This window comes from Oleiphilus sp. HI0066 (genome assembly GCF_001635725.1).
The window spans coordinates 104,680-127,850 of the sequence record NZ_LWFH01000446.1; the positions used below are offsets into that span (position 1 = coordinate 104,680).

A 23,171-nucleotide genomic window follows, 5' to 3' on the forward strand; every position below is an offset into this window, starting at 1 on the left:
TCAAGTACTCATATCGGAGATTGAAGTGAAGCGCATATTACTGTTTTTAGCTACTAACTTAGCAATCATTGTTGTCTTAAGTATTACACTCAGACTACTTGGATTCGAACGCATTCTCGACGCCAACGGTGTCGACCTAAACATGAACTCCTTACTACTGTTCGCATCAGTATTTGGATTTGGCGGCTCATTTATATCCCTTGCGATCTCAAAGTGGATGGCGAAAAAGACCACCGGCGCTAAAGTAATTACGCAAGCCAGCAACCCAACAGAAAAATGGCTAGTAGACACCGTTAGCATGCAGGCAAAAGCGGCAGGTATTGGAATGCCTGAGGTCGCGATTTATCCGGGTAAAGAAGTTAATGCATTCGCCACGGGTGCCAACCGAAACAATGCATTGGTTGCCGTGAGTGCAGGCCTTTTAAACAACATGACCAAAGATGAAGCTGAGGCTGTTTTAGCCCATGAAGTAAGCCATGTTGCTAACGGCGACATGATCACATTGAGCTTAATCCAAGGCGTCGTGAACACATTTGTGATTTTCTTCAGTCGCGTTATTGGCCACACCATCGATCGTGTGGTTTTCAAAAACGAACGAGGCCACGGCATTGCATATTGGGTATCAACGATTATCGCTGAAATCGTACTGAGCATACTCGCTAGCACCATTGTTATGTGGTTCTCTCGCCAACGAGAATATCGCGCTGATGCTGGCGGAGCAAAACTAGCAGGCACGCATAAGATGATCGCAGCATTGAAGAGACTTCAAGCACAAACAGAGAGCCAAGAACTCCCTGACCAATTAACAGCGTTTGGCATTTCCGGACTCAGACACTCTAAATTTGGTGCGTTGTTTTTATCTCACCCGCCATTAGAGCAACGAATTCAAGCACTGGAGCAATCGATGGCGCGAAACTAAGAACGCTTAGTTCGCACACAATAAAAAAGGCCGCAATAGCGGCCTTTTTTGATAATCACTAATGCTTAGATCAGCCCCTGCGCCTCTGCTTCTGAACGAATGCCAGCCCATCCTTCGCGCACTGTTCTGATGTGACTTGCCACTTCATCCAACAACTCAACATCATTTTTGAGATTAGCTTCTAACAACCGGCTTTCACAATAGGCATATAGTTGCGCCAAGTTATCGGCTAACTCTTCCGCTTTTGACTCATCAATAAAACTTCGCAAACCAGCCAAGATATCAATCGTCTTGTTGATAAACTTATTCTTAGCTTCATAGTCCTTCGCTAAAATACGTGCTTTGGCCATATTAATACGCTCAAGAGCGCCGTCATAGAGCAACTCAATCAACTTATGCCGATCAACATCTACAACGCTAGTTTGCGCATTCACTGCCGCATATTGATTTAGTGCTTTCATTATAATTCTCCACTAGTCATCGCTTCCGGTACCAGCTAAAGCTTCGAGCTGGCCCTTGATGAAATCTTGCGTACTGTTTAACTGCGCGATAAGTATATCGGCAGCGGTAAATTGTCGTACAAGATTACTTTCTAAATTTGTAAGACGCTCCTCAAGCTTTGCACGCGATAACGCAATGCTATCAAGCTCAGAATTTAAACGTTCATTCTTGGCGGTTATCGTACCATCTACGGACAAAAAGTTGTTAATAAGGTCAACTAACTTTTCACCTACACCTTCGATATAGCTAACAGATCCTCGGCTACCTGTCGCACCACCTTGGATTTCTACCAAGAGCCCCGCCACATCAGTGCCTGATGCGCCCGACAGAACCTGTCCGGTACCGGTCGCAGCAACACCATTGATTGTGCCTTCGACATCTAATCCAGCCGTACCAGCAACAGCATCTATGCCAAGCGTAGTTAAGGTCGTTGCATCAACACCAAGGAATTGAACTTGGGAATTGCTACCATAGCTATCAGAGGTAAACGTAAGCTGATTAGAACCATCTAGCGCGACAACAAGGCTTACGCCAGCATTGGATAAGCTTTGATCCGCATTGATCTGAGATTGAATTTCTGCAACCAAGTCTGCTTGATTATAAGTACCTGCTGTTAAGGTAATTGTCGCTGAACTATTACCATCGATACTCAACGTAAACGTATCATTATCGCCATCGATCACCGTACTGGCGGCCAATGCACTTGCACCTGTAAACGCACCCTTCGTTGAGAGTTGCGTCACATTTATATCGTAGCTACCTGGCTTTGTATCAGACCCTGCTCTCAAAAACTCAATTTGCCCATCGGTCGTACGGCCCTGCTTAGAAAATACCGCCGCAACAGACTCTGGGCTCGACTCTAATTTTTCGCGGAATTCAGCCTCATTAAACTGAAGGTTTCCAGTGTCATTATTGGTAGAGATACCAAGCTCAGCAAGGCCCCGTACAGGATCATTACCCAAACCTTCGATTGTTCTACCTAAGATATTTCGGATTTGATTGGAAATTGAGCGCGTAGCTGTATCACCAACCAATAGGCCGGCTGCCGCAGGATTACTTGGATCAATCTGTGAGTTTTCAACAATCAACGCTCGCAAGGCATTATATTTATCTACAAACTCTTGAACTTTCTCGACAACCACATCGTCATCGCGCTCAACAGTAAGACTTGCCGGTGAGCCTGTGTTTGTACCTTTGAGTTCGATTGTCAAACCTTCAACAAGATCATCAACGGTATTCGAGGTACGCGTAATAGCAATGCCGTTGAAGTTAAACGACGCATCAGTTGCTGCCTGATTCTGAATTAGGTTTTGTGCCCCTGTGGTATAGGAAAGCTGCGACAGCCCTGTCCCATCAATGTTATTACCGTCCGAATCAGTAACGTTAATTTCTATAGCCTTCGCAACACCTGTTTCACTGCTCGTGATAACAAGCTGATAGCCAGAACCATTGTTAATAACCGTTGCGCTCGCTCCCAACGCAGACTCTTCATTAATCGCTGACGCGATACCATCCAAGGTATTATTCGACGAATTGATCGCGAGATTTGTTGTCACACCATCAATAGTGAAGGCTAGTGTGCCCTCTCCTACTTGCGTTGTATCGGAGTCGGCGAAAGTTCCAGAACTCAAAGATTGTGATTTAGCGAGACTAGTAACTTCAAGCGTATAGTTACCTGCAATCGCTTTAGAATTTGTACTTGCCGTAAAGGCAGAACTACCTGTATTGACGGTCAATTCATTAAATGTATCGGGGTTAGCTAGATTCCGAGCAGGAAGACGGATATCTGTCACTGCAGATTGTATCTGAGCGAATAAAGACAGCTCAGCCGTGACGGATTCTTCTCGTGAATTTAAGCGATTCTCTGTAGGCGTTCTTTCAGCAGAGACTAACTGATCGATAAGATCACTGGTCAAAACGCCAGAACCAATACCTACAGATGATACGTTAGCCATAATTACTACCTTTTAAATAATTTACCCTAGCGAGACTAGCCTAGGACAAAAAAGGGCAAAAGTTTACCTTTTGCCCTTACATATTCAGCACCGGATTGCCGGTTTATCTAAACTTTTGCTTTAAATAAACTTATCGGTTCATCCTGCTGCAAATCTCGAGCCAAACGAATAGCGACATCATCTGGAATTTGTCGAACTACCTCTTCAGTACTCCGATCATAAACAGTTATCACTGTTTTTCCTGACGTGTCATCCAATCGAAACTGCAAATCTCGCTGTACCGATTGAACATATTCATTTAGATTCGCGACCGCTTGCTCTACTTGCTCTGCACCCTGCTCGGCAACATCAGTTAGTTCAGAAGCGATCTCATCCGCTTGACGATTTGGTGCTGAATCCCCTGCAGTCGTTTTTGCAGGAAGCGTTACCTCTGAAGCTCCCTGCCTCAAAGCGAACTCAGTGTTTACGAGTTTAACGTCATTCATAATTGCACCCTTATCCTTAGCTTAAGTTTAACCTTAGTGGCACAATGATTTCTGCCACTAAGATCAAAAAGTCCTTAGCTTCTTATTACTGAAGAAGTGAAAGAACCTGCTGAGGCCGAGCATTAGCCTGAGCCAATACTGAAATACCGGCCTGCTGAAGAACCTGCGCTCTTGAAAGCGCAGCCGTTTCTGCTGCGAAATCCGCATCTTTAATTCGACTTGATGATGCAGAGAAGTTTTCAATCGCAATCGCGTTAGCAGAGATAACGTTTTCAAAACGCGTCTGAATCGAACCAAGTTTCGCCCGCTCTGCGTTCACAGTGTTAATTGCATTATCCACTGCGGCAATCGCTGCTTTAGCACCATCAGCTGTAGAAATATCCACATCTTTAAGGAGCGTACCAGATTCTGTCGCACCGTAAGAGCCAATGTTCAGACCAGAACTTTCGATGTCACCAGTTTCACTACCTAGGTTAATTTCGCCACCGCCAGTTAAAGTTACGCCAGCTACATAGGTATCAGCTGTAAGGCCAGTGTTTGTTACCGTACCACCAACGACAATGTTGCGACCATCATCAGCAACAAGAGTTAACTGGTCACCATCGAGAACCTCAGCACGAACACCTGTTTGACCAGAGGCTTGGTTGATCGCTTCAACGACATTAGTAACCTGTTCACTTAAAGAGCTGCCCGCACCAGCGTTAATTGTAGCGCCATTGATCGTAAGACCTGCGACTGCACCGGCCGATACTGCAGCAGAGTTGACCGTATTTTGGTTAGCCGTTGCTGAAACACCTGTTGTATCAGAAATGCGGTTGATAGCTGCAGCTAAAGCGATACCACTAGCAGACTGACTACCAGTAGAAGCTGTATCGTCGCTTGCGAAGGTAGCGCCAACGTTAGCACCGTTGATAGTTAGGTCACCGGAAACCAACGCAGCACGGCTGGCATCTGAAGAGTTATCACCAACTACTGAAGCAGTGTTACCAGAGAATGTACCAGTTTCAAAACCGGCATTATCGATATTGCCTGTTGTTGAACTAAGAGTGATATCCGAGCCGTCAGTGCTTGATAAAGTAACATTACCAACGTAGACGTTTGCGTTAGTTGCAGCACCCGCACGTAAACCTGCAGCAGCAGCGTCACCAGCCGTACCATCTAATAACGAGATGTTACGACCATCTTCAGCCGTCAAATCAACGCGGAAACCGTCGTCAGTTTCAACGACCGCTGCGGTAACGCCGGTTGCGTCTTGGCGAGAATTAATTTGATCAGCTACTTTACCAAGTTCTGTTTGAGTAGCTGTAGCGTTGTTCGCACCTGATGCCGCAACAACCAAGGACAGCTGAACACCATTAATAGTTACGACACGCGTGCCCGCAGTAGTACCAGATGCAGACGTTACTGAAGTACCTTCTACTGTGTTAGCATTCGCCGTTGCTACAACACCAGTCTGGTCACTTACTGCATTGATTGCAGCAGCTTTTGAAATTGCACTTGAGCTCTTAAGTAGTGCTGATGCTGTGTCAGAACCACCAGATGATGCACCAACTGACACTCCATTGATTACCAAATCGCCGGCAACAAGCTCACGAAGGGCGGCACCTGTGGCGTTCGCTGCGATCGCTGCCTTGCTAGAGTTACTAGACACACCAGAAGAGGCTGCTGAACCAAGTGAAGATGTGTCAACAGACCCTAGGCTAACCGTTACCTCATCACCAACGTTTGCGCCAACTTGGAAAGATTTGCCTTGGAAAGAACCGTCTAGCAGATTTACGCCGTTAAATGTTGCAGAACCTGCAGTTCGCTCAATTTCTGAAATCAACTGCTGCGCTTCTTGATTCAAAGCAACTCGCTCTGAATCACCGTTCGAAGCGTTCGAAGACTGAACCGAAAGCTCACGTAAACGCTGCAAACTTGTAGAAATCGATTCAATAGAACCTTCAGCGATCTGTGCAAGCGAGACACCGTCACCCGCATTTCGTGATGCTACGCTCAAACCACGAACCTGAGCGTCAATACGGTTAGCAATCGCGATGCCAGCTGCATCATCTTTTGCACTGTTAATACGAAGACCAGAAGACAAACGCTGCAACGCTGTTTCCTGTGCTGACTGAGAGCTATCCAAGTTACGCTGAGCGTTTAAGGATGCGATGTTAGTATTAATTATTTGTGGCATATCGTCTCTCCTGAATTGAGCAATCTGCTGTTCGACACCATAGTTCTGACCAACAGAACTATGTCTTGTAAGTCGAACTCGTTGCAAACCTTAACGGCACTCGGGAAATAAACTTTAAAAGAAACGGCAACTATATTGTTACGGAGTGTTAAGGTCTGTAATAAAAGCGGCAAGCGGTGTCCGATTTTTGGCATATCAAAACCCACCCATATTTTAACCTCAAACAAAAAACCCTATAAGTCATTGATTTATAATATTTAATAAAAGTAAAAACCAAACATGGCACAGAATTCGCTGAACAGTAATCAATCGGCGATTCGTTACAAACACGCCAAAATATTTTTTGAATTTGCACGCATGTATGGCTGAAGGGGAAGACCATGCCACAAATAATTAATACCAATCTTGCGTCTATCAACGCGCAAAGAAACCTAGATAAGTCTCAGAGCGAAAACCAAACAGCCCTGCAACGCTTATCTTCAGGCTTGCGTATTAACAGCGCAAAAGACGATGCAGCAGGTCTTGCAATTTCTACCCGCTTCAGCGCGCAAGTCCAAGGCTTAAAAGTCGCGATCCGAAACGCCAGCGACGGTGTGTCACTCGCTCAGGTTGCTGAAGGCGCGCTCGGCTCGATGACTGACAACCTACTTCGTATCCGTGATTTGGCACTACAAGCCTCTAACGCAACGAACAGCAAGCAAGACCGTGAAGCTTTGAATGAAGAAGTTCAGCAGCTTATTACTGAGATCGAACGTGTTGCTGACCAAACAACATTTAACGGCACCAAGTTACTAGACGGATCCTTCACCGATGTTACATTCCAAATCGGCGCAAATGAAGGTGAAGATGTAAGCTTCGGTATTGAAGGTACAGATGTTACTCAACTAGGTGTTTCACCTACTGATGGCATTTCATCCTCGCCGGGCAGCACCGCTTCAACGCCGCCTGTAGCTGCCCTCGCGGCAGGTGATCTCGTCATCAACGGCATAGCTATTGGTGCATCATCAGGCGTTGACGACGCGTTTTCCAGCTCTAACAACGATTTATCTGCAATAGCAAAAGCAGCCGCAATTAACTCTGTTTCTGAGCAAACGGGTGTATCAGCCTCGATTCAAGGTACATTTGTCGACGGTAACTCTTTCACCTCTGCTAACGTGACAGGAAACATTGTTATCAATGGTATTACCATTGACGTTGAAACACGTGCCAACCTTAGTGAAACAGTAAACCTAACATCTGTCGCCGAAACGATTAATAACTTCACTGGACAAACTGGTGTCGAAGCTATCTTTAACGGCAATCCAACAGAAGGCATTCAGTTACGAGCGGAAGATGGTCGAAACGTTGTCTTGGCGGATGGTACAGCAACGGCAAGCGCGATCGGCCTTGCGGCAGCCGCAACATACACTGGCTCATTTACGCTAGTTTCAGACGACGGCTCTCCAATTAGTGTCGATACAACGACAGGCGGTATTGGGAACGCTGGCTTAGCTGTTGGAACGTATAGTGGCAACAACTCTGGTGTTGTAAGCGCGCCATCTCCGGGTGCAGCACTTGCATCTGGTGACATTGTTATAAATGGCGTTCCAGTTGGCCCTACTCTCACAACATTTGACACGGCGTCTACTGCCAACTCTGATCAAAGTGCTATCGCGAAAGCAGAAGCTATTAACCGTGTTAGCGAGCAAACCGGCGTTGTGGCGAAGGTCAACGCTAACATATTAAATGGCGGAGGGCTGACCACTGGTACTGCGATTACGGGTACTTTCGATATTAATGACGTGAGCATTGATATTTCTGTGAGTGCTACGGCAACGACAACCGATATTCAAAACGCAACAATCACTGCGATCAATAACAAAGCTGGTCAGAGTGGTGTCCGCGCTGAAGCATTCGGTTCAACTTACCGACTCATCGCTGAAGATGGTCGAAACATGGTGCTCGACAACTACACCGGCGCTGTTACAGCGAGTTTCGCTAACTTGGGTCTTCCAGCAACTGGTACAGAAACACGCGGCACAATCTCACTTGAATCATCAGGTAAGATCACGCTTGAAACTCTCACCGGCAACATCGGCAATTCAGGCTTCGAAGTTGGCGAATATGGTGGCGCGGAAGATGGCATTCTTGTTAAAGACATTGACGTCTCTACGGTTGCCGGCGCAATCGCAGCACTTGATGCTGTTGATAACGCATTAAATACCATCAACCTGCAGCGTGCGAACTTAGGTGCGATTCAAAACAGGTTTGAGTCCACGATTCAGAATCAACAAATTGCAGCCGAAAACCTGTCTGCTTCGAACTCTCGAATTAAAGACGCAGACTTCGCAGCAGAAACTGCAGAGCTATCGCGAACGCAGGTTCTTCAGCAGGCCGGCCTATCAATTCTGACTCAGGCCAATGCACAGCCTGAAAGTGTGTTGCAGCTTCTTCAGTAAGCTAGGCTCACATCTCTTGAAGCCGGCCAAATGCCGGCTTTTTTGTTTTTATTCAATAACTTAGTAAATTATTTTTTTGAATCAAAATCATATTTGGCACGTCATTCGCTACTTACCTTAATAACGAAACAAATCACTTATTTACCAGTATTAGCGGAAAAGGTTTACCTCATGCTTCCACAAGAAGGCTCAATCACAGTCCATCAAAGCACCCGCCTCTCACCCACTGAAGCGGCAGATCTAGCTCGACGAGTCATACAGATCAACCAAGACTACAACACGATAAATGCCGCACTTAGTTCTAGCGATGCGATACGCACGACCGCACTGAATCAACTACTAGTCCAGATCGAACAAGTAATCGAGCAAGACATTCCAGGAGCGGCAACTTTAAACCTTGCCGGTCGGATTAGCTTTGATTTGGACTTAACAGAGCTGGCGAATGAATACTTTCAGCGCGCCGGCATGCTTGAGCCAAGCAATGCGAATTACCTGCTAAACAATGCGAATGCCCAAGCACTCCTAGGCAACTATTCACAAGCGCAAGCCTTATTCAATAAAGTGCTCGATCTTGAGCCAAGCTCTCTGCCTGCATTTACCGGTATCGCATTCTGTTTACTCGAAACCAAACAATATGATGCTGCTTTCTTGCACTACCGCAGTATCTTGGCACATGGCCATACAAGCACAGAAATTCATCACCAAATAACAGAGTGCATCGAGAATCTTCAATGCGATACCTACACCGTTGAGTTAGAGCTGCTTCTTAATTACCTGCTTCGTCTAGAAGATATCGATACGCGTCGTTTGATTGAGTTCGCTGGGCAGTTGATCACGCATAAATATGATCTAACAAATCCTGAAGCCGCACTAGACATCGATGTACTTGCTCAAGATGAATTGCTTCTCTGTATCTTAGAGACCGGCGTTGTACCTAGCGTACATTTCGAAGAGTTAGTAACCCTACTTCGACTTTCAATCTTTTCAGAATGCGCGATCAACCAAACTCTTCGAACTGAGCTTCAAGCCTGCGCAATCGCAATTGGTGTTTACGCATCCCACACCGACTACGCACTCATAGCGACAGAAGAAGAACAAAACCATATCAAGGCAATACAGCTTCAGATCGCAACGAATATCGGCTACGAAAAGGCAGATATAGATGATATTTCAGGCGCATTAATTCTCTTGGGTATGTACGAAGCAGTCTACGTGCAGAGCTTCTCGTTTGACTTACTACGCTACGACTTAGAAGACTGGCCAATCGCCATGCAAAGCCTGTTAGAGGTGTCGCTATATCAACTAAGCAAAGAGCATCATGCTCGCTACACATTGTTTGGTCAAACGATGGCGGAACTGTTAGAGAACGGCCTTCCGAGAAGCAAAGAGCGCTGGGCGGCGATCAAGACTCCTCAGAAGAAAGACTTCTACGCAACCTTGAAACAAAAGCTGGCACCAACTCTTCCACCTTCGAGTTGGCAAGGTAAAACTGTTCGCGTGTTATTACTTGCCTGCGGTTCTGGCCAAAAGGCCTTCGACTACGCCAATCAGTTCACTAATGTTTCTGTCCTAGGCGCTGACGCGAGCCAAATAGACATGGCCTATGCCCTTATGCGTACTCAACATAGCGCATGTGATAATCTTGAGTTCGCTGTTGCTGACTACGCGCTACCACCACAAGACATCGAAAAGTTTGATTATATCGAGTTTGGGCAAGGCTTTGATTTCTCAAAGCTAGACGCATGGATCAACCTGTTAAATGATGATGGCGTTGCGCGCATTAACTGCCCAGGCACGGAACACAGAGAGATCACTGGTGTACTCACCGAGCTAGTAAAAGCCCGCGGCATGCAAGCAAACCTAGACAATATTCGACTGATTAGAAGCTCGATCCTGTTGGAAAAAGAAAGCGGGTTATGGAACAAGCTTCTTGAAAGCCCATTCTTCTACAGTGCGTCTGGGTGTAGAGACATATTGTTTAATGACAACGCACACTTCTATACCGTTGAACAAGCGTTCAACCTAATACAAAACGCGGGACTGATTTCAGTGTTTCCGCGACCAAGCGCTCGCAGAGCCGCACAAGCAGAACAAATGCTCGATGTCTTCGTAAGAAAACTTGGTAGCCATTAACTAGCAGCGATAACGTAGATAGTTGAAGCTATCTCAATTCAGTAAAGAGCGACTAGCTATAGTCGCTCTGAAGCCAGCGTTTCCAATCTTCTAATTCATCGACATCAAAACGCTTATCTAATAGCGAGAAACTAAATCCAAGCTCTGTCATGCGATTTTGAACTTGCTCAAGCACGCGATTGGTGCCCCATTCGATTTCACCAAATGATGTAAATCCGCATGCTCTCTGCCCGACTAAGCCAAAGCCTCCATCCTCTGTTGGCGCGAATACAAAATCATGATTGCTAAGCGAATTGATTGCTTGCTGTAAGAAGTCATCATCGAGTACTGGAAAATCACTCCCCACAATAAAGGCATAGTCATAATGCTCTAGGGCATCGAACATAACCCTTTGCATTTTTGCACCTAGATCGCCACTAGGTTGCTCAAGACAATAATCAAAAGTGAGAGAATCGATCCACTCTTTATGACTAATACCGCCTCCGCTCGCAAGTGCCAACTTTACATCAACCTTGTCTCGGGTTTCTCCATACCGATTCAGTTGTTGGTTAACCGCCGCCGTCAAACGAATATGGGCGTCAAGAGCACCCTGCTCACCAACGAAACGAGCAAGGCGTGTCTTTACGTTTCCTAGAACGGGGTACTTTGCAAATTGAATGAAAACAGCACTCTGCATTTTATTTGTCTATAGTAAGAGTAAGAACAACGTTAATAATACTGATCCCAGCATGCTTTTCGATCAAACCTTTAAGTCTTTATACGAAAGTGTCCGTTGCTTTGACGACTCAGAAGTCGACGTCATACTGCAGGAATTACACGACAGCACTCGCCTATCGTTTGTACTCGGCCAATTATTTCCGGGCCAAACACTCGATACAACAGATTTGTATGCATGCTCAACGATCGCAGAAATACAAGACTGGCTCATAACGCGATTAGTTCCAAAAATTGAAGGGACTTATTCAAGTTTAACAAGCACAGGCTTAGACCAACTCGATCCAAACACGCCTTATGTATTCATTTCGAATCACCGAGACATTGTTTTAGATCCAGTACTGATAAATACCGCGCTATACAACGATGGCCGCTCTACCGTACACAGTGCAATTGGCGATAACCTCTTGCTTAGTAAAACCGCAACGCGCATGGCATTACTCAATAAATGTTTTCGCGTGAATAGATCGGTCACATCACCAAAAGCACTGCTTCGATCACTCAAACTGCAATCGTCGTATATCTCTGAGATTATCCATACCTTTAATGAGAGTGTATGGCTCGCACAAAGAGAAGGACGTGCGATTAATAATATTGATACGACTAACCCTGCACTCATCAAGATGATGAGTTTAAGCAAGCCAAAAACGGAACAACTCGAATACCTTAACGCACTAAAAATTGTCCCCATCACGCTCTCATACGAATGGGACCCTTGCGATCAGATTAAAGCTAAGCGCATCATCTCACAGTCTAAAAGCACTGTTGAAGAGAAACTCGCTAGCGACAAGTTCGAAACACTCACAGGAATTATTGGAAGTAAGGGGCAGATACATGTTCACTTTGGAGCTCCGGTGTCGCTTGATGGAACAAACGCCCATGGGCAAGACATCTATGGTCAGTTTGCTTCAAAGATAGATCGCGAAATGCATTGCAGTTATCGCGTGTTTCCAATTAATTCATTATGCGACAAGTTAGTCCATAATAATTACGCTCCTCCAGCAGATCTGGCAGAAGAAGAACAAACCAGTTTAACAGTTTTAAATAAACGCCTTTCAGTCACGATTGAAGACAATTTGATTAATGATCTAGCCAAACAGGTCATCCAAAACTACGCTCAAGCGAGTATCCTCCAGCGCGCTGCATTAAAAGTGTAAGTTTGATTGGGAAATAAGTGGTTTTAAACCTACACTTTGGTAGACTCCGCAGCGCTATTCATTGACCATTTGGTTACCAAACAGGATTCGCCATGAACCGCCTTTTTGTTCAAAATTTAACAGTCATCGACTTCTCATATTTCGACGCTCAACGCGGCATTATGGGAGAAAGCTGGATTGTTGATATTGAATTGCAGGGCGAGCTTGATGATCAAGGTATGGTGTTTGATTTTGGTGACGTTAAAAAGCAAATTAAACAACTCATAGATACCGAAGTTGATCATCGTTTTGTTATCTCAACACAGTTGAAAAACCTGTCGATCGAGCAATCTCAGCATAAAGTCCGTCTAAATTGGGATTCTCAGCTCGGTCACTTTGAACATGAGTCGCCGAAAGACTCTGTCGTGTTGCTTGACGCCAAAACAGTCAACACGAAAAGCATCTCTAAATACCTTGAAGATAAGATCCTAGATGTACTGCCAAGCAATGTGACTGGCGTTACGCTTAAGCTTTATGAAGAGCAAATCGAAGGTGCGTATTATCATTACAGCCACGGATTAAAGAAACACTTAGGCAATTGCCAACGCATCGTACATGGCCATCGTTCTAAAATTGAGATATTTGAGAATCACAAACGCAGTTCTGAATTAGAAGATTACTGGAGTGCGTGCTTCCGAAACATTTATATCGGCACAAAAGAGGACGTAAAGAAAGTTCTCGATATCAATGGCAAAGAACACACGAGTTTCTGTTACACCGCGCAACAGGGTCGCTTCAAACTAACCCTACCATCTAAACGTGTTCATATCATCGACACCGATAGTACCGTTGAACTAATCGCTGCATACATTGCAGACCAGTGCCTCGCGAAACATCCAAACAACCACTATCTCGTGAAAGCATACGAGGGTGTAGGCAAAGGCGCGATAGCTGAAAGAAAGTAAGCAAAATTTAAACTTTTTAGCCCCTAATTCAATGGGCTGTTTTTAATTGTTGTGCTTTACTAAGTCGCAATAACTAACAACTATCGCTTACACCATGACTTTAATCGCCAGAATATCTGTCTTACTGCCTTTTTTATTAGCTTCTTCCCTGCTTTCGTTTAATAGCTTTGCCGAAGAAACTATTAGCGAAGATGAACAGCCCGAATACACTAAACATAGAGATGTTCCAGAACGATTTATACAGCAACAACAAACTGACAAACTCTCCTTTGTCATTACCCCGCATAGGCGAAACTATATTCTGCCAATAAGCCATCAAGAATCCCCAAACAACGAACCCTGGATAGCAGCTGGTACTTATCGAGATGAACAACCATTTCAACACAATGAAATAAAACTACAAATCAGTTTCAAAGTGCCCTTACTTGAAGATCGCTTATTTAATGACGGCGATGGTATTTATTTTGGTTTCACTTCGAAGTCATTTTGGCAAGCATATAACAGTAATATCTCTGCACCCTTCCGTGAAACAAACTATCGACCAGAAATCTTCTATCAAACGCCGTTTTATATAGATGACATCGACGGAGCATTCTTTTTTAGAACAGGCATTGAGCATGAAAGTAATGGGCGAAGCCAGTTACTGAGCAGAAGTTGGAATCGCGCTTTTGTCGGTCTTGGTTATGCTACGAATCGCTGGGCTTTGTATCTTCAACCATGGTATCGATTACCTGAAGACGCGAAAGAGGATGATGGAGATCCATCAACGCCGCCACCCGCCAAAGGCGACGATAACCCCGATATCGAGGACTACTACGGCCACTTTGAACTCACTGCAGTATACAAGCGCGATAACTATCAAGTAGCTAGTATTATTCGCGCCAACACCAGCACCCACAAAGGCGCCGTCGAACTCAATTATAGCTTCCCACTGCATGGTCGATTACGTGGTCTAGTACAGTATTTTGACGGCTACGGCGAGAGTATGATCGATTACGATTATCGTGTGCAGCGCTATAGCTTGGGAATTTTGCTCACAGAGCTTCTGTGAGCAAGTAATTGAGGAATAAACCTTATGCTGCGTGGCAGCTTACTTGAGGACGACTCACTTTCTCTATACGACGCAAGGGCATAGCATCCACTAAGCGTATAAGGTCGTTTGCCTTCAGCGGCATGTGAGCGCGAAGTTTCACTTTCCCGTCTTTACCAACAAGGACGAGCAGCTCGTTATAAGGTCCAACATCTAATTCGTCTTTCAAAAACGAAACTTCTTCGTTCGATAGTGCTGCTCCATCGACAATGCTGTGTCCATCACCAACGATTGTCAGCACCTCCATGTCGCGCTTGTAAAACTCACACTCAAACTGTGCAAATGCTTTCAGCTGTTCTCTCAATGCTGGATGTTTTTCTGAACTTGTAAATAACAGTATTGGACGGGTATCAAATAAATAACCGTCTAAAGAGCCTGCTTGCGCACTCGAAACTAATGGCAGTGCAACAAATAACTTCCAAACAAGAATACGTACCAAGCGCTTTGACATGAGCATCACCTACGAAGTTATTGAGTCAACTTTACTTACGCAATAGATAGTCGTTTAGTGTGATACGCACTACAAAAAAGTGCGGATTTTTTGTAAGCGAGCGTGTAGTTATGTAGCCACAGAGTGCGCTTAATTTATCGCTAGGGTTTGCGACATACTGGCGCAGGTTTACGATTTAGCGCGGCACGATAGATAGCTCCAACCGCGTTTTGTTCCTTTTCTAGATCCCTAATGCGTCGATCATTTGATGGGTGTGTAGACATAAATTCCGCAGGAGCTTTGCCGCCTGATGCTTTCTTCATATTCTGCCAAAGAGCAACCGCTTCGCTAGGGTCAAAGCCAGACTGGGCCATCAGATACAAGCCAATGTAATCAGCTTCAGTCTCGTGCGCACGACTATATGGGAGTAACACACCAAACTGCGCACCTAAACCTAATGCGCCAAGTATTTCAGGCTTATACTCGACACCTTCCAACGCTATAGCTCCGACTTGTTGCGCAACTTGATTCGTCATTGCTAACGAGACCCTTTCAGCGCCATGGCGTGCATCAACATGGGCAATTTCGTGACCGATTACCGCCGCTAACTGATCAGGAGTTTCAGCGAGCGAAATCATACCCGTGTGGACACCAATTTTTTTACCCGGCAACGCAAAAGCATTAGGGCTAGCATCTTCAAAAACCGCGACCTCCCAATCGGCTGGATTTCTCTGGTCAGCAATCAAAATCGCATCGCTGATACAGCGGGCGTACGCCAATGGTTTGCCAACAACCAGCTTATCGTTGCCTTCCTTTAACTTATCGAAGCTCGCTGCGCCCATCTGATTCATCTGCGCGTCACTGACTAAAATTAACTGGTGACGCCCGGTCGGAGAACTTGCACATCCAACGATCCAAACAACTAAAATCACCACAACACTGACCCGAAACATTTCATTTACTCCGATATTTTTTCACTATCATACATTGAAACATTTCATGTCTTAAATACAACAAAACACAAACCCTAAATACAAAAAAGCCCCGCTAAGTAGCGAGGCATTTTTATGCTCATAGACCGCTATTTTAATTCTACGCCTTCTAGTTTTATGCCGTCTTCAATGTTAGAACGAATCAAACGAAGCGTTCCCTGCCCTTCGTCTTCTTGTACGACTTCAAGACCATCTTTGTTCTCTTTTTTATTACCCGCTGTATTCACACGAATAACAAACGCATCGACATTGCCCTCGCCCTCTTCCTCGAAAGTGAAACCCTCTCCGCCGTTGTTAAAGGCATCTGTACGACGAACAAACACGCTCAAATCACCAGCATCTTCTTCCGACATTTTGAATGCATCATCATTGTTCTCGATACCACGGTTACGAATAAAGGCTGCATCGATTCCACCATTTCCGACCTCATCATAATCGACGCCTTCATCAAGGTTTAAACTAATCAAACTCTTGGACATAAAGCTATATATGCTGCCATCGCCCGCTTCATCCAAATCAATTCCATCATCAAGATCAAGCGTAAACTCGTATTCTTTGATCGAACCGTCTTCGTACAAGTCGATAGCAATTTCGATACAGGTATCATCTAAGCTACCTGACGGAATAGCTAAATCTGCTTCCATTAGCTCTCCAGGTTCAAATTCACCATCAGCCTCAACGCCTGGGAACAATGCCGGATCGCAATACGCGCCATTTGATAAAAACTGACTACGAACAACGTCAGCATAAATGTTGCCCTCGTTACCTTCATCAAGCTCAACGCCATCGGCACCCACATTTTGGAAAGTAGAATTGCGAGAGTAAAAAATAATATCGCCCGCACCACGATCATCAACACGTAGACCGTCTGCGTCAAACTTACCGTTGCCAACGTCATTAATCGTAGAATTAATCATAGTGACCTGAATCGAAGCTTCTGAACCTTCACCTGCACCACTCGATCCAGCTCCACAGGCGTCAGAAAGGCTACAGTCAGAAACATGCACGCCATGATTAGCAAAGCCCTGAACCGTCACATTTTTTAGGCTTAGGCTGACGGTGCCAGTTTGGTCATCACGAACATCGATAAAAATACCTTTGCCGGCAAGCTCGCCGTTCAAATCTGCGCGGTTTTCAATGCTGTACGTATCGACTAAACCCTCAAGCGTAAGATCGCTAATCGCAAGGTTTGCGCCTTCATTGATCGACAACAGGGTCGCATTCTTTGGCAATTTCACGGTTTGACCCGAGCCAAAAATACGCAATGATTTCTGACTGTCGTAATTGAGCGTATCGCTTAGTTCGATCATGTTTACGCCCGGCATGATATAAACCGTTCGTGCTTTCTGAGATTCCAACGCGTCACGCAAAGACCCCTTGCCCGAGTCATCACCATTGGTGACCAAAGAAAAAGATCCAGCATGTGCAGTGACACTTGAAATTGAAAGGATGGCAGCGCTAAGAAGCTTTAGTTTCATTATTTTATCTCCGAAGTAATAACAGTAGTTCAGAGCAATAATGTGCGCGGTATGTGTCTTTTTTATTGCAGTTTTTTGGCGTTATTGTTACAGCATAACCATATTGGTTTCGTAACCCGCTTTGGCAAAGCCTTCTTGAATACTCGCAAGATTTTCATCTACGAAGTCGATGAATTGGCGTGCGACAATTGAGGGCCGCTTAGAACGAGGGTGAACTAAACACCAGGTACGACGAATCGGAAAACCCTCTAATTCAGGGCTAATTAAGGCCCCAAGTCTAAGTTCGCTAATCACACTGAGCTTAGGCAAAACCGCGACGCCCAAGCCTGCCAAGACGCCATGCTTTGTTGCATCGTTTGAACCAAACTCCATACTTGGTTTTAACTTCAAACCATGCTCCTGACAGTGCTGTTCCAAAGCAAGTCTGCTACCCGAACCTCGCTCACGAATCAGTACACCAGAACCAAAAAACTCTTCAGCGCCCAATGTTTCTAATTGGCTCAAGGGATGCTGCGGAGACATCACCGGTATCAATTCATTATCTAAAAACGGATACGATGAGAATGGCTTTTCAGTCGGAACAATACCCATAATAACGAGGTCGCCCTCATTACGATTGAGCCGCTCGATCGCCTTTGCTCGGTTTACGACACTAACTTGAACGTTCACCGCAGGATTTTGTTCAAGAAAAGGTCGAAGTACGTAAGGCGTGATGTACTGTGCCGTATTCACGGCTGTAATCTGCAAATCACCAGAGACCTGTCCCTCTAAGCTGTGTATCTCGTTCTGCAATTTACGCAGTTGCTCGAAGATCGACTCACAGCTTTCTGCCACCATCTCGGCAGCGGGAGTAACAAACAACTTGCGCCCGACAAACTCGAACAACTGAACATTTAAGGCTTCTTCGAGCAGTTTAATTTGAGAGCTCACGGCAGGCTGAGACAAACCTAATTGATCAGCAGCTTTGCTATAACCACTCGTCTCATAAACGGCTTTAAATATCTGTAGCTGGCGAAGCGTTAAGCGGTTAAGTAACTTTTGAACTGATAACTGCATGGGCGTGAGAGCTTATTTATTTGGAGGTGGAAGTATCCCGCTAGCCTGAGTTAAATTCAACTCTGTACCCAAGCTGCTCATCACACAACACACAACTAGTTGGGTATTTTTATGACCAAACATTGCACCTAAGCCCGTTTCGCATCTTGCTGAGTCTGTTGAACCGGCTCCAATTGATTGTGTACATATACTTGGTCTAGCGCACGCCTTGCTTGAGGTAGCTGCCTTTGGATACGCAACCAAACCTTCACCAATATAAACAGTGGAGCTTGTGCCAACAAGTTGAGACGCGACCGATACAACCACCACGGAATAATCCGCGTGGCTTTCACCAAGTTCTCAAAGCTGTTGACCATACAATACGGTAAATCTTCAACATTCTCTGGGTGAGGCACAGGGAAACAAACTTCATTTTTCTGGGCATCACTTAAGGAGCTTGTTTCTAATCGGCCGATATATGCTGCACTGAATACTTGCTGGCAAACTAAGATAGGTTGCAAGGTAATATGACCATCCGCAAAAATCGATTTCGCACGTCGTTTAGCGAGACCATTAGCACTGCAATTCACAATCAAAGCGTTGCGCGAGAGTGCCTGTTCCTCGCCGGACTCAAAATGCAAATGCGTGGTTGATACACGGGCAACGCGGCCCTTGCGCAACACCTGTTTGATTGATTTAAGCTGTTCTAGCTCTGGCATGCTTACCGTAGCGCATCGCCACTTGGTCGGCTGCACATTTTTATCGAGGCGGAATACAATGCCTTCGCGTTCCATTTGCAAAAACGCATCATCAATTTCAGCATTATCAATTAGGCCCTGTAATTGCCCCGACAGCATGTCGCCCACTGTATTCGGGGCGGCCATCTCACGCGGCCACATCCACATGTCATTCGAGATTACCCATTGAATGCGTTCTGGGATCACACCGTTATCAAGAAGATATAAAATGGCATCGATCCCAGTTTTACCGGCACCAACCACCACATATTTAGAAAAAGAGCGTTCGAGTTTAGTCAGCGCATTGGGTGCGACTAACTGAACGTCCCCATCCACTTTATAACGTGGTGGATGCGTCGCAGGTACTTCGACACGCATATAACCGCTATCGACAATCTTGCGCTTTACGTGGATTCGATACGACACGCCTTCGTCTATGTTGGAAGCAACCGTCGCGATTGCTCCCTTGTCGAGTGGCTGCTCACCCACAAAATCACATTTGAATAAAAAGCGTGCACGCCCAGTACTTACTAAGTTTTTAGAAATACGTTCAAAGTAATGAATGATTTGAGGGCGACTAGAAAGGTCTGTTTTCGATTCACTTAACTCAAGTGAGTTCACCCCGTAAGCTATTGCTGGCTGATGAAGCTTAACGTGATCATAGGCATCAACCCAATGCCCGCCCGACATGCCGCGACGCTCTGCAAACACGATGCTTGCTTGTTTGTCGTGTTTGAGCAATTCATCAGCAAATGCCAATCCCATCGCACCAGCACCGATGATCAAATAGTCCGCCTCTAATTGTTTTATTTCGGACATAGTTCCTCCTATAACAAGGTCTGTATACAATAAGCACCATAGCGCTACCGAGAGGTTTTATGACTTAGCTTCTGAAAAAGCATGTCGCGCAAGAACATAAAAGGAATATAACGAAACAAAGCTAAACACCAACGCTGGCACTAATCCTAAAATGCCCCATATATTGGTTTCACCGAGTCGATTATCACCGAAGGTCAAAGCTCTACTTGCCGAAAGCATCCCGCCCCAATAAAACATGGTGTTGCCATAGCCCGCGCCTACAATCATCCAAAACAGCTTTTTCTCTAGGCGCTCTGGTGCATTCAATCCCCATAGCAACAGTGCGACAACAAAGATCATTAAACCGTTCATCAAGCCACCCGCATGAGCTCGAGCCCATCCGCGATCGCTACCGAATAGTTCAAACTGCACAATATAATTAGGAAATATCTCAAAGCCGCCTATCAGTTTCATAACTAAACCGATACCAGCAATAAGACCGATTAACATAATGATCGCGCCATGCCCGACCATACGCTTCTGAAGAGCGTTCATAGACTTACCTGTTTGCTTTTATTATTTGAACAAATTGATGAGTTTTCAATTTTAACATCGATCAGTGAGTAGGCAGTGAGACTAAAAAAGACTGCCAGAAGCTGTAGACAAGAAAACGAGTTAGAACCGCGCATTTATAAGACCTTTCAAGAATTTTGTTAATAGACTTTGTAGACAACCATGCCGCCGGTTGCTGAAAAAGTTACCGAAATAACTGGAGTATTCCTGATCAATTTTTGTTGTAGTAGTTCACACAAATAAGGCGTTGAGTCGTATTGCGCTTGTAAATTTAAAATCATATTCTGTCTGAAGGGAAGTAAGAGAGACCTGTTCGGCTCACAAAATGTGCTTTAATGGTGCGCTACCTATAATAAGTCTCAATCTTATTAGAAGCCTAATGAAACAATAGCTTAACAAGCCAAACCAAAATACCAGGTATAGCGGGGTAAATATGTCTCTTCGAATTAATGATCAAGCACCAAATTTTACAGCAAACACGACGCAGGGGGAGATCGACTTTCACGAGTGGATTGGAGATGGATGGGCAGTTCTATTCTCACATCCAAAAGATTTTACGCCTGTATGTACAACAGAACTTGGCTACATGGCGCGAATTCAGCCAGAATTTGAAAAACGTAACACCAAGATTATAGGGTTGAGTATTGATCCTCTCGATGACCATCATGTATGGATTAAAGATGTTGAAGAAGTAGGGAGTACGACAGTCAACTATCCTGTTATTGCTGACACGGATCTGAGTATCGCAAAACTTTATAACATGTTTGCGGCGGATGAAGAGGGGTCAGCAGAAGGCAGAACGGCAATGACCAATGCAACAGTTAGGTCTGTTTTTGTCGTTGGACCGGATAAAAATATCAAGCTTATGCTGACTTATCCAATGACAACGGGACGTAACTTTGATGAGATTCTGCGAGTGCTAGACTCGATGCAGTTGACGGCTAAACACAAAGTCGCCACACCAGTAAATTGGAAGGATGGTGAGGATGTCATAATTGTTCCAGCTGTTTCTAATGACGAGGCTGAAAAAAAATATCCGGACGGATGGGAAACGGTCAAGCCATACTTACGTAAAGTTAAACAGCCCACTGACTAGTTGTGGCGATAGCCTTATGCTCTGCAAGCCTAGCTGTAAACGATCTTGCTTTAGCCTGCGTTAATTTGGCTTTACGCTAACTCGTTTAGGGTCCGTCCAGATTTCTTGATCAACATTTTGACATAACTCGGGATGGTCAGGCGCGTGAAAGGTTGGATCTAGTCCAGCCTTTCTCTGCTTTATGTAGTCTTTCGTGAGCTTTAAAACAATCCCAGAAAGCAAAGAAATCGATACCAGGTTAATAATGGCCATTAAACCCATCGATGCATCGGCAGTGTTGAATACGGTCTCAACGCTTTGTATCGAACCCCAAATAACCATTGCAATTAAACCAATCCGTATACCGATCAAACCTTTTGTCGATTGCACCCCAAGAAAAATCATTGCATTTTCAGCGTACGAGTAATTGCCAATTATTGATGTGAAAGCAAAGAAGAAAATGGCGACAGCAATAAAAATGAAACCGGTTTCGCCTATATGCTGTGCGAGGGCTAACTGAGTTAATTCAACGCCACTGGGCCCAACACCTGGCTGATAAATACCAGACAACAAAATAACGACGGCTGTCGCGGTGCAGACGCAAATGGTATCAATAAATACGCCAAATGCTTGGACAAAACCTTGGCTAGATGGATGATGTGGCACAGGAGTCGCGCTTGCAGCGATGTTGGGCGCCGATCCCATACCGGCCTCATTTGAAAATAGTCCGCGTTTGATCCCATTTAGGAGAGCAACCATCACGCCGCCCGTTACGCCGCCAACTGCTTCTTGAATCCCGAAGGCGTTTTTAACAATGCTCAAGATAACATCTGGTACCGTCGCATAATTAATGATCATGATTACGACGGTGAGCAAAAGATAAGTCGCTGCCATAAACGGCACAATAATCTCTGCTACTTTAGCGATTTTTTTGATTCCTCCGAAAATAACAATGGCGGTGAGCACGCCAATGACAACGCCTGTCGTTAGTTTAGGAACTCCAAATGCCTGATCCATTGCACCGGCGATAGCATTAGATTGAACCGCATTAAATACGAGTCCAAAAGAGAGTATTAAGCACAAGGAGAATATAATGCCTAGCCAACGTTTGCCGAGACCACGCTCAATATAATATGCAGGTCCACCTCGGAAGTTACCCATCGGTCCTTTGCTTTTATAGAGTTGCGCTAATGTTGATTCGGCATAGGCGGATGACATACCAACGAGTGCCACCATCCACATCCAAAATATTGCGCCGGGTCCGCCAAGATAGAGTGCGACCGCAACGCCCGCGATGTTTCCTGTCCCGACGCGCGAGGCCAAACTAACACTGAGTGCCTGCCGCGGCGAAATCCCGGTTGAGTCCTCCGAGCCTTTGCTGCTGAGGGCCCGTAACATTTCAGGGAAGTGCACGATTTGGGGAAAACCAAGTTTGAAACTGTAGAATATTCCAACAGTTAGTAGACCATAAATGAGAATGTAACCCCATAAAATATGGTTTATTGCATCGATTACCTGATCCATGACTACGCTCGCAT

19 protein-coding genes are annotated in these 23,171 nt (G+C 45.2%); 7 read left to right on the forward strand and 12 right to left on the reverse strand.

The genetic code is table 11. The features are described 5' to 3' along the window. The first annotated feature begins 25 nt into the window (after positions 1–25). On the forward strand, positions 26–919 hold the full coding sequence (gene htpX, locus A3738_RS06375; protein WP_068482122.1) for a protease HtpX: 894 nt from the start codon (positions 26–28) through the stop codon (positions 917–919). A gap of 65 nt (positions 920–984) precedes the next feature. Here the strand turns inward: htpX and fliS are convergent, their stop codons facing one another. The 4 genes from fliS to A3738_RS06395 form a co-directional block, all read right to left on the reverse strand. After that, entirely contained in the window at positions 985–1,380 is a 396-nt protein-coding gene (gene fliS / locus A3738_RS06380; protein WP_068474697.1) for a flagellar export chaperone FliS, read from the reverse strand. A 12-nt stretch (positions 1,381–1,392) separates the two neighbouring features. Further along, complete coding sequence (fliD, locus tag A3738_RS06385; RefSeq protein ID WP_068482119.1) at positions 1,393–3,375, reverse strand: flagellar filament capping protein FliD; 1,983 nt, start codon at positions 3,373–3,375, stop codon at positions 1,393–1,395. 107 nt (positions 3,376–3,482) lie between these two features. Then, positions 3,483–3,860 carry a flagellar protein FlaG gene (locus A3738_RS06390; protein WP_068482116.1) on the reverse strand — a complete coding sequence of 126 codons (378 nt, stop codon included), beginning with the start codon at positions 3,858–3,860 and terminating at the stop codon, positions 3,483–3,485. Positions 3,861–3,945: 85 nt separating this feature from the next. Further along, positions 3,946–6,039, reverse strand: coding sequence for a flagellin (locus tag A3738_RS06395; protein ID WP_068482113.1), 2,094 nt, complete (start codon positions 6,037–6,039; stop codon positions 3,946–3,948). A 380-nt stretch (positions 6,040–6,419) separates the two neighbouring features. On the opposite strand from A3738_RS06395, the gene A3738_RS06400 reads away from it, so the two are divergent. After that, positions 6,420–8,477 (forward strand): flagellin, encoded by a 2,058-nt coding sequence (locus tag A3738_RS06400; protein ID WP_068502585.1) that lies wholly within the window; start codon positions 6,420–6,422, stop codon positions 8,475–8,477. A 171-nt stretch (positions 8,478–8,648) separates the two neighbouring features. Continuing rightward, positions 8,649–10,610 (forward strand): class I SAM-dependent methyltransferase, encoded by a 1,962-nt coding sequence (locus A3738_RS06405; protein ID WP_197472466.1) that lies wholly within the window; start codon positions 8,649–8,651, stop codon positions 10,608–10,610. 52 nt (positions 10,611–10,662) lie between these two features. Here the strand turns inward: A3738_RS06405 and A3738_RS06410 are convergent, their stop codons facing one another. Beyond that, complete coding sequence (locus A3738_RS06410) at positions 10,663–11,286, reverse strand: TIGR04282 family arsenosugar biosynthesis glycosyltransferase (protein ID WP_068480142.1); 624 nt, start codon at positions 11,284–11,286, stop codon at positions 10,663–10,665. Here A3738_RS06410 and A3738_RS06415 point away from each other — a divergent pair. The 3 genes from A3738_RS06415 to A3738_RS06425 all read left to right on the forward strand — a co-directional run bounded on the left by A3738_RS06415 (position 11,267) and on the right by A3738_RS06425 (position 14,476). Then, positions 11,267–12,481, forward strand: coding sequence for a 1-acyl-sn-glycerol-3-phosphate acyltransferase (locus A3738_RS06415; protein ID WP_082878207.1), 1,215 nt, complete (start codon positions 11,267–11,269; stop codon positions 12,479–12,481). The two genes, A3738_RS06410 and A3738_RS06415, sit on opposite strands and share 20 nt — an antisense overlap. 92 nt (positions 12,482–12,573) lie before the next feature. Then, positions 12,574–13,425, forward strand: a complete 852-nt coding sequence (locus tag A3738_RS06420; RefSeq protein ID WP_068502588.1) for a 6-carboxytetrahydropterin synthase — start codon at positions 12,574–12,576, stop codon at positions 13,423–13,425. A gap of 94 nt (positions 13,426–13,519) precedes the next feature. Next, positions 13,520–14,476: a phospholipase A gene (locus A3738_RS06425; RefSeq protein WP_068502591.1), complete on the forward strand. Its 957-nt coding sequence runs from the start codon at positions 13,520–13,522 to the stop codon at positions 14,474–14,476. A 22-nt stretch (positions 14,477–14,498) separates the two neighbouring features. Here the strand turns inward: A3738_RS06425 and A3738_RS06430 are convergent, their stop codons facing one another. From A3738_RS06430 to styC, 6 genes are all read right to left on the reverse strand, one after another. Beyond that, on the reverse strand, positions 14,499–14,966 hold the full coding sequence (locus tag A3738_RS06430) for a DUF4174 domain-containing protein (RefSeq protein WP_068479995.1): 468 nt from the start codon (positions 14,964–14,966) through the stop codon (positions 14,499–14,501). A gap of 140 nt (positions 14,967–15,106) precedes the next feature. Then, a complete protein-coding gene (locus A3738_RS06435; RefSeq protein WP_068502593.1) occupies positions 15,107–15,898 on the reverse strand; it encodes a M48 family metallopeptidase in 792 nt (263 codons plus the stop codon). A gap of 128 nt (positions 15,899–16,026) precedes the next feature. Beyond that, complete coding sequence (locus A3738_RS06440; RefSeq protein ID WP_068502596.1) at positions 16,027–17,415, reverse strand: hypothetical protein; 1,389 nt, start codon at positions 17,413–17,415, stop codon at positions 16,027–16,029. A gap of 87 nt (positions 17,416–17,502) precedes the next feature. Next, positions 17,503–18,471 carry a LysR family transcriptional regulator gene (locus A3738_RS06445; RefSeq protein WP_068479316.1) on the reverse strand — a complete coding sequence of 323 codons (969 nt, stop codon included), beginning with the start codon at positions 18,469–18,471 and terminating at the stop codon, positions 17,503–17,505. Positions 18,472–18,599: 128 nt separating this feature from the next. Beyond that, positions 18,600–20,006 carry a hypothetical protein gene (locus tag A3738_RS06450; protein ID WP_068480125.1) on the reverse strand — a complete coding sequence of 469 codons (1,407 nt, stop codon included), beginning with the start codon at positions 20,004–20,006 and terminating at the stop codon, positions 18,600–18,602. Between the two features lie 57 nt (positions 20,007–20,063). Continuing rightward, positions 20,064–20,540, reverse strand: a complete 477-nt coding sequence (gene styC, locus A3738_RS06455) for a styrene-oxide isomerase StyC (RefSeq protein WP_068480124.1) — start codon at positions 20,538–20,540, stop codon at positions 20,064–20,066. A gap of 451 nt (positions 20,541–20,991) precedes the next feature. Between styC and A3738_RS06460 the strand changes: the two genes are divergently transcribed. Then, entirely contained in the window at positions 20,992–21,654 is a 663-nt protein-coding gene (locus A3738_RS06460; RefSeq protein WP_068480121.1) for a peroxiredoxin, read from the forward strand. A 60-nt stretch (positions 21,655–21,714) separates the two neighbouring features. Here the strand turns inward: A3738_RS06460 and A3738_RS06465 are convergent, their stop codons facing one another. After that, positions 21,715–23,157 carry a sodium:alanine symporter family protein gene (locus tag A3738_RS06465; protein ID WP_068480118.1) on the reverse strand — a complete coding sequence of 481 codons (1,443 nt, stop codon included), beginning with the start codon at positions 23,155–23,157 and terminating at the stop codon, positions 21,715–21,717. Positions 23,158–23,171 lie beyond the last annotated feature (14 nt).

Excerpts from the sequence above, each read along its gene's own strand:
- fliS (WP_068474697.1), bottom strand. The coding sequence starts at position 1,380 with ATGAAAGCACTAAATCAATATGCGGCAGTGAATGCGCAAACTAGCGTT.
- fliD (WP_068482119.1), bottom strand. The coding sequence starts at position 3,375 with ATGGCTAACGTATCATCTGTAGGTATTGGTTCTGGCGTTTTGACCAGT.
- A3738_RS06390 (WP_068482116.1), bottom strand. The coding sequence starts at position 3,860 with ATGAATGACGTTAAACTCGTAAACACTGAGTTCGCTTTGAGGCAGGGA.
- A3738_RS06395 (WP_068482113.1), bottom strand. The coding sequence starts at position 6,039 with ATGCCACAAATAATTAATACTAACATCGCATCCTTAAACGCTCAGCGT.
- A3738_RS06400 (WP_068502585.1), top strand. The coding sequence starts at position 6,420 with ATGCCACAAATAATTAATACCAATCTTGCGTCTATCAACGCGCAAAGA.
- A3738_RS06405 (WP_197472466.1), top strand. The coding sequence starts at position 8,649 with ATGCTTCCACAAGAAGGCTCAATCACAGTCCATCAAAGCACCCGCCTC.
- A3738_RS06415 (WP_082878207.1), top strand. The coding sequence starts at position 11,267 with ATGAAAACAGCACTCTGCATTTTATTTGTCTATAGTAAGAGTAAGAAC.
- A3738_RS06410 (WP_068480142.1), bottom strand. The coding sequence starts at position 11,286 with ATGCAGAGTGCTGTTTTCATTCAATTTGCAAAGTACCCCGTTCTAGGA.
- A3738_RS06420 (WP_068502588.1), top strand. The coding sequence starts at position 12,574 with ATGAACCGCCTTTTTGTTCAAAATTTAACAGTCATCGACTTCTCATAT.
- A3738_RS06425 (WP_068502591.1), top strand. The coding sequence starts at position 13,520 with ATGACTTTAATCGCCAGAATATCTGTCTTACTGCCTTTTTTATTAGCT.
- A3738_RS06430 (WP_068479995.1), bottom strand. The coding sequence starts at position 14,966 with ATGTCAAAGCGCTTGGTACGTATTCTTGTTTGGAAGTTATTTGTTGCA.
- A3738_RS06435 (WP_068502593.1), bottom strand. The coding sequence starts at position 15,898 with ATGTTTCGGGTCAGTGTTGTGGTGATTTTAGTTGTTTGGATCGTTGGA.
- A3738_RS06440 (WP_068502596.1), bottom strand. The coding sequence starts at position 17,415 with ATGAAACTAAAGCTTCTTAGCGCTGCCATCCTTTCAATTTCAAGTGTC.
- A3738_RS06445 (WP_068479316.1), bottom strand. The coding sequence starts at position 18,471 with ATGCAGTTATCAGTTCAAAAGTTACTTAACCGCTTAACGCTTCGCCAG.
- A3738_RS06450 (WP_068480125.1), bottom strand. The coding sequence starts at position 20,006 with ATGTCCGAAATAAAACAATTAGAGGCGGACTATTTGATCATCGGTGCT.
- styC (WP_068480124.1), bottom strand. The coding sequence starts at position 20,540 with ATGAACGCTCTTCAGAAGCGTATGGTCGGGCATGGCGCGATCATTATG.
- A3738_RS06460 (WP_068480121.1), top strand. The coding sequence starts at position 20,992 with ATGTCTCTTCGAATTAATGATCAAGCACCAAATTTTACAGCAAACACG.
- A3738_RS06465 (WP_068480118.1), bottom strand. The coding sequence starts at position 23,157 with ATGGATCAGGTAATCGATGCAATAAACCATATTTTATGGGGTTACATT.